The organism is Streptomyces sp. WAC05374, from assembly GCF_004353505.1.
Lineage (GTDB): Bacteria > Actinomycetota > Actinomycetes > Streptomycetales > Streptomycetaceae > Streptomyces.
This window is the reverse complement of sequence record NZ_SMNQ01000046.1, coordinates 1-1,260: the sequence shown is the minus strand read 5'-3', so window position 1 is coordinate 1,260 and position 1,260 is coordinate 1. Positions and strand designations below refer to the sequence as shown.

The 1,260-nt window shown below is 68.4% G+C and carries 1 protein-coding gene; it reads right to left on the bottom strand.

The genetic code is table 11. The annotated features are described in order from the left end of the window. Window positions 1-1,260: acyl-CoA mutase large subunit family protein (locus tag E2B92_RS32465; protein ID WP_133087796.1), on the bottom strand; the 1,260-nt coding region annotated here is incomplete at its 5' end.

Here is a 1,260-nt window from a genome sequence, read left to right as displayed (position 1 = left end):
TCAGAAGGCGTCGGTGGGGACGTAGGTGCCCCACACCTCGCGCAGGGCGTTGCAGACCTCGCCGACGGTGGCGCGGGCCTTGAGGGCGTCCTTCATCGGGTAGAGGACGTTGTCGGTGCCTTCGGCGGCCTTCTTCAGTTCCGCGAGGGCCGCGTCGACGGCCGTCTGGTCGCGCCCGGCGCGCAGCGCGGCCAGGCGTTCGGCCTGCTGGGCCTCGATGGCGGGGTCGACGCGCAGCGGTTCGTAGGGTTCCTCGGCGTCGAGGGTGTAGCGGTTGACGCCGACCACGACGCGTTCGCCGGAGTCGGTCTCCTGCGCGATGCGGTAGGCGGACCGCTCGATCTCGTTCTTCTGGAATCCCCGCTCGATGGCGTTGACCGCGCCGCCCAGGTCCTCGACCTTCGTCATGAGTTCGAGGGCGGCGGCCTCGACCTCGTCGGTCATCTTCTCTATGACGTAGGACCCGGCGAAGGGGTCGACGGTGGCGGTCACGTCCGTCTCGTAGGCCAGGACCTGCTGGGTGCGCAGCGCCAGGCGGGCGGACTTGTCGGTCGGCAGCGCGATGGCCTCGTCGAAGGAGTTGGTGTGCAGCGACTGCGTCCCGCCCAGCACCGCCGCCAGGCCCTGCACCGCCACCCGCACCAGGTTGACCTCCGGCTGCTGCGCGGTGAGCTGCACCCCGGCGGTCTGGGTGTGGAAACGCAGCATCATCGACTTGGGGTTCTTCGCCCCGAACTCCTCACGCATCACCCGCGCCCAGATCCTGCGCGCCGCCCGGAACTTCGCCACCTCCTCCAGGATGGTGGTGCGCGCGACGAAGAAGAACGACAGACGCGGCGCGAAGTCGTCCACGTCCATCCCGGCCGCGACCGCGGTACGGACGTACTCGATACCGTCGGCGAGGGTGAAGGCGATCTCCTGCGCCGGCGAGGCACCCGCCTCCGCCATGTGGTAGCCGGAGATCGAGATGGTGTTCCACTTCGGGATCTCGGCCTTGCAGTACTTGAAGATGTCCGCGATCAGCCGCAGCGACGGCTTGGGCGGGAAGATGTAGGTGCCGCGGGCGATGTACTCCTTGAGCACGTCGTTCTGGATCGTGCCGGTCAGCCTGTCCGCCGGCACGCCCTGCTCCTCACCCACCAGTTGGTACAGCAGGAGCAGCAGAGCGGCCGGCGCGTTGATCGTCATCGAGGTGGACACCTTGTCCAGCGGGATCCCGCCGAACAGCACCCGCATGTCGTCGATCGAGTCGATCGCCAC